This window comes from Bacteroides rodentium JCM 16496 (assembly GCF_000614125.1).
GTDB lineage: Bacteria > Bacteroidota > Bacteroidia > Bacteroidales > Bacteroidaceae > Bacteroides > Bacteroides rodentium.
Window position 1 is genome coordinate 1 of the sequence record NZ_BAKJ01000088.1, and the last position, 6650, is coordinate 6650.

Sequence of the window (6650 nt, forward strand, 5' to 3'; positions counted from 1 at the left end):
CATTTATTATTATCTCAAACTGTTATATCGTTGATATACAGCAAAATACCTCTCCAAATATGTTTAGGAAATTTAGTCCTTACTTTGCAGGCTGAAATATGTCCGGACGGCAAGTGAAAACAATGCTTGCAAGCACACGGAAGAAGCGGTTCTTATACCTTATATATAGCAAACAAGGGTTTATATAGTGAACAAGAAAATTGTATAACAAGTAAGAAAGAACGCCCCGGACGGAACAGACAACGCAGGAAAAAAGAACAATTTATTTATTATTAACAACTAATTTTTTTTACGATTATGAACATGGAAAAAGAAATGATGTACGAAGCTCCGGCAGTGGAAGTGCTGGAAGTGGAAATTGAATTGGGATTCGCCGGAAGCATGGTGCAAGTGCTGGTGGCGTAGATCCAGACCCGGCTCCCGGACTATAATGCATGAATAAATCAATAATTAATTAATTAATTTGAAGAATAAAATGAGAACAAAACATTTCTTGACTGCATTGTGCCTGCCTTTGGCTTTTGCAGCTTGTACTAACGATGATTTCGTGAACGAAAGCAACACGCTGGAAGGTCGCGAGATGATTGATGTGGTGCTCACTGCCACCAAGCCCTCTTACGGTGCGGATACGAAAATGAGCATTGATGACAAGAACCAATTCGCGTGGGAAAAAGACGTAGACATGATTGGTGCGGCACTCGTGGATGGTGAAACAGCTGGTTCAGTTGGCGAAAAAATCTACATCAATTATCCTTTTACCGCTGATGCCGATGGCAACGTTTCTACATTCAGTGGAAAGTCTGCAATGACACAAGGTCTGTATTTCTTCTATTACGAATACCAGGATGTATTGAACCGTAAAGGCTTACCGATGGGTAAACCCGCGCAGGTGTATGATGCTGCTAATGAAAAGACAGCTCTGCAACAAGCTGCCACGTATATGAGAATGGTATCGCCGATTGTTAATTTGAAAAAAGGCCTGAAATATGCCGATGCGCAAACCTACAACCTTAATTTAAAGTTTGCAAACCTTTATACTATCGTGCGGGTTGACATCAATTCTGTCAATATCCCGACAGGAGTTGCTCCGAAGGTGACAAAAATTAAGTTGGATGGTAAGAATGGCGGTACTTCTGCATTCAACACGGATGCTGCTATACAGATGAGCGTGGTTGGTAATGCCGGTCAAATCAGTTTGGATGATAACGGCCAAATCAAGACGGACGAACAGGATGCCGCTTTAGCCGAATTGGAAAAGAAGATTGCTGACGGTTCTATCTATAGCGCTAATCAAGCCGATGGAGCTACTACTGCCAATAAGGGCGCATTCGAACTGAATGTGAAGGGTGATGTCGTTTTGGACGCTGCCAAAGCAACTTCTCTTTATATCCTGGTTCCGAAGGGTACTTACAAACAACTCGACTTGACGGTGGAGACTTCCGAAGGTTCTTACTCAAGAACGATTACTCCTGCAGCCGACATCGTATTGGCCAACAAAATCCAGCCGATTGCAGCTAATTTGAACTTTGCCCAGGATGGTAGCGGTAACGTTATTCTGCCCGCTAAATTCGAAATTGCCAGCACAGAAGACTGGACGAGTGCCATCAAGTTCATAACCGACCACGCACTGGGTTATGTGAACAATACTGCTGAATTCGCGCTGACTAAAGACGTTACCATTGAAAGCCTGCCTATCTTCAAATTGAAGGTTAGTGCTTCCAGCGCAAAGACATTGACTTTGAAGAAGGATTATACCATCAGTGCGGACAATAAGGAACAGTTTACATTTGACAAAGTAAATCTGGCTGTGGCAAATGGCGCTACACTGACACTGAAAGCACAACCAACGAATATTAAGACAGAGCTTATCAACTACGGTACGCTGAATGTAAGTGCAGATTTGACCAATGTTATCAAAAACTTTGGTACATTGAATATTACTGCTGATGCCGCAATTTCAGGTGGTTTGACCAATGGACAGCTTGAAAATAAACAGGCTAATCCTGCAATTCCTGCGTATGTAGGTACAGTGAACATAGCTAAGGGAAAGGCTTTGACTATTAATACTGCTCCATTGGTCAATACAAACGGTACTGTAGCGATTGCTGAAGATGCAACATTGCATATCAACAATATTGCTTCAACAAACGAAGCGGACGGTACGATTGAAGTGAAAGGAATCCTGAAAGCTACGACCCAAGCTTTGACAAACAAAGGAACCATTGACAACTTCGGTAGCTTGCAAGCTGCAATTACCAATACTAATGGTATGTTCATCATCGAGAAGGGAAGTTCTGCAAAAGCTGCTAATTCTACCATTACTGCTGGTACGGTAGAAGTGAAGGATGTAGCTGCATTTGCAGCTGCACAAGCAGACTTGAATGCACAGGGTATTATATATAATTTTGCTTCTGCCAAAGTTACTACCAAAGTAACAAATGCAAAAGAGTACAAGGCTGCAGATGCCGCAAAGGTTACTGATATAACGCTTACAAGCGGTGAATGGACCTTGCTGGTGCTGCCGGTGCAGAGGCAAGCAAGACAGTTGCCGCTCCCGATAATGCAGACGGCTTGACCTTGGAAGGTGCAACCCTTAATGTAATAGTGGCTACATTGGAGAAGAATATTTCTACCAGTGGTACAGCTACTTCTACAGTCAAAACCACCGCAGCTTCTACAACCATCACCGGAGATGTCGTTGTTGGCGAAGGTTCCACTTTGGTAGTCGAAGACAAGGTTACGGTGAATGCGCTGGCTTCAAATTCCAAAGCAGCAACCATCAACGGTACTTTGGACGTGATGCCGGGTGCCAAGATGTACTTTGAGAATGCAGCAGTTGCTGAAGGTGCCAAGCTGAATGTGAAGGGTGATACTAAAACCAATGCCGCACCCGGTGAATTTGGTGTAAAAACTAGTTTCACTAACGCTGGTGTTGTGACTTCTGAGGCTGGAAGCAGTGATAGTAAACTTGCCGGTAAAGTATCTCAACCTGTCAACTCAGGTACAGGTACATTCAAAGGTAATGCGACTGACTTCACTTTCTCATAACCAATAAGCTCCGTTTTCTCTACACTTCCACTCATAGACAATAGAGCGTCGGAATGAAAGTGAAGCGGGGGAAGGCTTAGGCCATACTGCTTCGGGACATCCTGCCCCGGAGAATCAATCAAGAAATCCTTGCCGATGCATCAGCAATGCATCCGGCAAGGATTCTTTTTTGTAGAGGACAGCATGCCTTAATCCCAATCTCCTTACTCTTCCCCCTCTGTCATAACCAAGAAGGTAGGATAAGGGAATACCTGTCTTCGCCTATGGAACTATCAGGGCAAATTACGATGAAAGCAGCCCTTTACGGCATCTTCGGCTTCCTGCACGTAGCGAGGGGATTATTATTATGTGTACGAGACCCGCTCCATCGAGCCGATAGAGCGGCAGCCACCCTGCCTCTTCCTTATCTGCCTGCGAAAATGATATAATGATGCAACAAAACATATGCAGAACTTTTGCAGCGTTATCATACCGGCACTGAATCTTATAATCGTGATAGAGGTGTAAGGGTGGGGAGAAAGTAAACAAAAAAAGGGGGAGAACTTCTTTTGAATGGAAGTCCTCCCCCTTCGGGATTAATTTGTCATTGTATCCTCAAACTGATTACTTTGCAAAAGTAACACCGTTAGCTGCTGCGATTTTTGTGAAGAAATTAGCAGCAGGGTCATCTACACCGCAGTAGATTGTAATAGCATTGGAGGTTGTGATCCACTTAATATCGGTTTCAGAGGTATTAGACTTCATGCTCTTGATGTTTGTCAATGTAACGCTTGTGCTTGATTTGATGGAGTTAACATTATCACCCAAAGTTATTACTACATCGCTCAGATTAGCCAGCTTGTCAACTTCTGCTTTGCTGATGGTCAAAGCACCTTCTACTCCAAGATTGATAGTCAAAGCGTTCACTTTTGCTGTTGCAGGGATTGTCGTGGTGGGCCATCCAATCATGGAAGCAGAAACCGTAGCTTTCTCGGCGTTACCGACAATTGCCTTCAAGAAGTCATTGCTGATAGTGCCTTCCAATACGTTGTTGGCGTTGTTCAAAGCACCCTTTCCACCAATTGTAATAGTACCCTTACTCATAATCAAAGCATCAGTACTGCAATTTACTGTCAAAGTTGTAGTGTTTGCCACATCGATGCCTGTGATTCCGGTAGCATCATTCAAAGTAGCAGTTATTGCCCCGCTTACAAATACCACGGCACCGGTTACATCTTTGGCAGCCTTCAATTCTCCAGCTGCGCTGACTGTATTGATACCGTTGACAAGAGCTGTTCCATCTTTACCAACCAATGTACCGAAGTCAATGTCGTAGGACACCTTGTCTGAAGTAGTGAAAGTATAAGTTGTACCAGAGTTAAGAGTTACAACCACATCGCTTGCAATCGGCAATTTTGTAGCTTTCAGTGCCAATACAGTACCTGTAGCAGTTCCATCCGGACGCTTGTCATACAATGTATTGTAAAGAGCCTGATAAGTTCGGCATTGATTACCACTTTGTTGTCCGGAGCAAATGCTATATCTTTAGCAGCCCATTCACTGCGGTCTTTAGTTCCAACAGCCGTATTTTCTACCAGATTAGTACCACGTTGAACCTTGCGAGTGATATGGTCGATGAAGTCTGCATTGTCCACGATACCCTTGTTCTCCGTCTTTATCTCTTTAGCCATTGCATAGGCGGCTTGTGTTTTGCCACCAACCAGATTTATGGTCATCAAAGAGCCTGCAAAGTCTTTGACGGCAGAAGCGTCTTCCAGAACTTCGGCAGCAGGGAAACGTTGGCCACGTACCAGACGTACACCTTCGTCACCGTGTTTCGGGTCGCTGAAGTTGTAGTCAGCAAGGGCTGTTGCTGCAACTGCTTGTGCGAAGTGAGCATGTCCGTTGTATTCGCTATCGTCGTCAGCCACTACATCAAGGTCGTCAGCACTTGTCAGGATGATATACGATTCACCATCGATTTCCACAAAAACTTTTGCGAATAGGTTCTTTCCATAATCTTCGGCAGGCATGATTGCGAAGAATTTATACTCTTCACCATTCTTCAATTCCTTACCGCCCAAATCACAAGTGATGTGCTTAACCTGATAATCAGAAATCAAGTCAGCAGCACCGCTTGCATATTGGGTAGCATAGCCGGCGTCCGCTTTGGCTGCTGCTTGGTCAGCAGGATATGCAGGGTAGTTTTCTACACTGTAAGAACTTGCTGCATCAAGGATTTTGCTTGTTTCGCCGGTAGTGAATTTATTCACGTCATTATCCCAGCCATTGGCAACCTGTGTCTTGAATGTTTCTGCAGCCAAAGCACGCTTGTAATTCAACGGTGCAGTAGCTGTGGTTGTATAAATCTCAACCTTTTTCAGCTTCATGGTGTATTTGCCGGCAGCAGCGGAGCTGTAGAACTGACCTCCATCAGCTGCATCGCCCTTGAACAAATAACCGTTGAAGTCATTCTTGATTGTAATCTGCGGATATGCAAAGATGTTTGCCATCTTCACGGACGGATAGATGACATCTTCTTTATTGTCCGGAGCGCTCAGGAAGTCTACACCCAAAGCCACGGGGGCAGTACCCTTATAGAAATCTTCCAAAGCTTTGGATTCCTCTGTACAGTCCTGCTCCATCGGCAGTGTCACAACAATAGGTTGGCGGGTAAGATGAGCCTGGTTATAGGGAGCGTAGAACACGTAGTTACCTTCCACCAAGTTGGCCTGGGTAGTCCATGCGCCTTCTGCGTTTCTGACATAAGGATAGTTGGAAGAGATGTAATCAACTACTGTATAGAATTCAGAAACATCAATGCCGGTCTCCTTGGCAGTTACTTTCACCTTCTTTCCGGCTTTATTTGTAAAGTCTTTCGTTGCACCGGTTACATATTCCTGGTAGGTCCATTCTAATGTGGAATAGTCTTCACCATTAAAGTCTGCATTTCCCTTGACTTTTTCTGTACTATTCAGCACGTCTGCTTCCAACTGGTCCACAATGGCCGCTCCCAGTCTGTCATCTTCCTCCCATACGAAGCTGTAATTATTCATCGTATTCAAAGCCATACGGGTAGTGGGAATTCCCCAATTCAAGGATACTTGTCCGAGCTCAGGACGATTCCCCAAATTTACACTTGTATCCTCATTCATCGATACAAATTCATCTTGCTGGCATCCTACCATAAGAATAGAAGCCAAAGCAAGTGAAAACAAGGTTTTCTTTTTCATGTCTCTAATATTAATATTAAATCAAAATTGTTTTATCGCAGATTATAATCCCGGTTTTGGCTCTTCAAAACTAGCCTCAAACCCTTTTTCTACTTCTACTTCCAGCACTTCCACTGCCGGAGCTACGTACTTCATTTCTTTTTCCATGTTCATAATCGTAAATTAGTTGTTAATAATATAAATTGTTCTTGTTTCCTTCGTTGCCTGCTCTGTCCAGGACATTCTTGCGAGTGTTCATTCTTACTATACAATAAGGTAGGAAACACTTCTTTTATTTGTTTGCAAGCATTATTCCGTCCTGCCGTCCGGACATATTTCAGCCTGCAAAGTAAGGACTAAATTTCCTAAACATATTTGGAGGGATATTTTGCTGTATATCAACGATATAAT

At 43.7% G+C, this 6650-nt stretch carries 5 protein-coding genes; 3 read left to right on the forward strand and 2 right to left on the reverse strand.

The features are described from left to right. Positions 1-475 precede the first annotated feature (475 nt). From JCM16496_RS20120 to JCM16496_RS22825, 3 genes are all read left to right on the forward strand, one after another. Positions 476-2575: a hypothetical protein gene (locus JCM16496_RS20120; protein ID WP_025836321.1), complete on the forward strand. Its 2100-nt coding sequence runs from the start codon at positions 476-478 to the stop codon at positions 2573-2575. Next, a complete protein-coding gene (locus JCM16496_RS20125; protein WP_128809760.1) occupies positions 2503-3048 on the forward strand; it encodes a hypothetical protein in 546 nt (181 codons plus the stop codon). The genes JCM16496_RS20120 and JCM16496_RS20125 overlap by 73 nt, the downstream gene beginning before the upstream one ends. Positions 3049-3335: 287 nt before the next feature. Further along, positions 3336-3476 (forward strand): hypothetical protein, encoded by a 141-nt coding sequence (locus JCM16496_RS22825; RefSeq protein WP_159102486.1) that lies wholly within the window; start codon positions 3336-3338, stop codon positions 3474-3476. 175 nt (positions 3477-3651) lie between these two features. Here JCM16496_RS22825 and JCM16496_RS20130 read toward each other — a convergent pair whose 3' ends face one another. Both JCM16496_RS20130 and JCM16496_RS20135 read right to left on the reverse strand, forming a co-directional pair. Beyond that, positions 3652-4503 carry a hypothetical protein gene (locus JCM16496_RS20130; protein ID WP_025836323.1) on the reverse strand — a complete coding sequence of 284 codons (852 nt, stop codon included), beginning with the start codon at positions 4501-4503 and terminating at the stop codon, positions 3652-3654. Further along, entirely contained in the window at positions 4452-6260 is a 1809-nt protein-coding gene (locus JCM16496_RS20135; RefSeq protein WP_025836324.1) for a hypothetical protein, read from the reverse strand. Before JCM16496_RS20135 ends, JCM16496_RS20130 begins: the two co-directional genes overlap by 52 nt. Positions 6261-6650 lie beyond the last annotated feature (390 nt).

Excerpts from the sequence above, each read along its gene's own strand:
- JCM16496_RS20120 (WP_025836321.1), top strand. The coding sequence starts at position 476 with ATGAGAACAAAACATTTCTTGACTGCATTGTGCCTGCCTTTGGCTTTT.
- JCM16496_RS20125 (WP_128809760.1), top strand. The coding sequence starts at position 2,503 with ATGGACCTTGCTGGTGCTGCCGGTGCAGAGGCAAGCAAGACAGTTGCC.
- JCM16496_RS22825 (WP_159102486.1), top strand. The coding sequence starts at position 3,336 with ATGAAAGCAGCCCTTTACGGCATCTTCGGCTTCCTGCACGTAGCGAGG.
- JCM16496_RS20135 (WP_025836324.1), bottom strand. The coding sequence starts at position 6,260 with ATGAAAAAGAAAACCTTGTTTTCACTTGCTTTGGCTTCTATTCTTATG.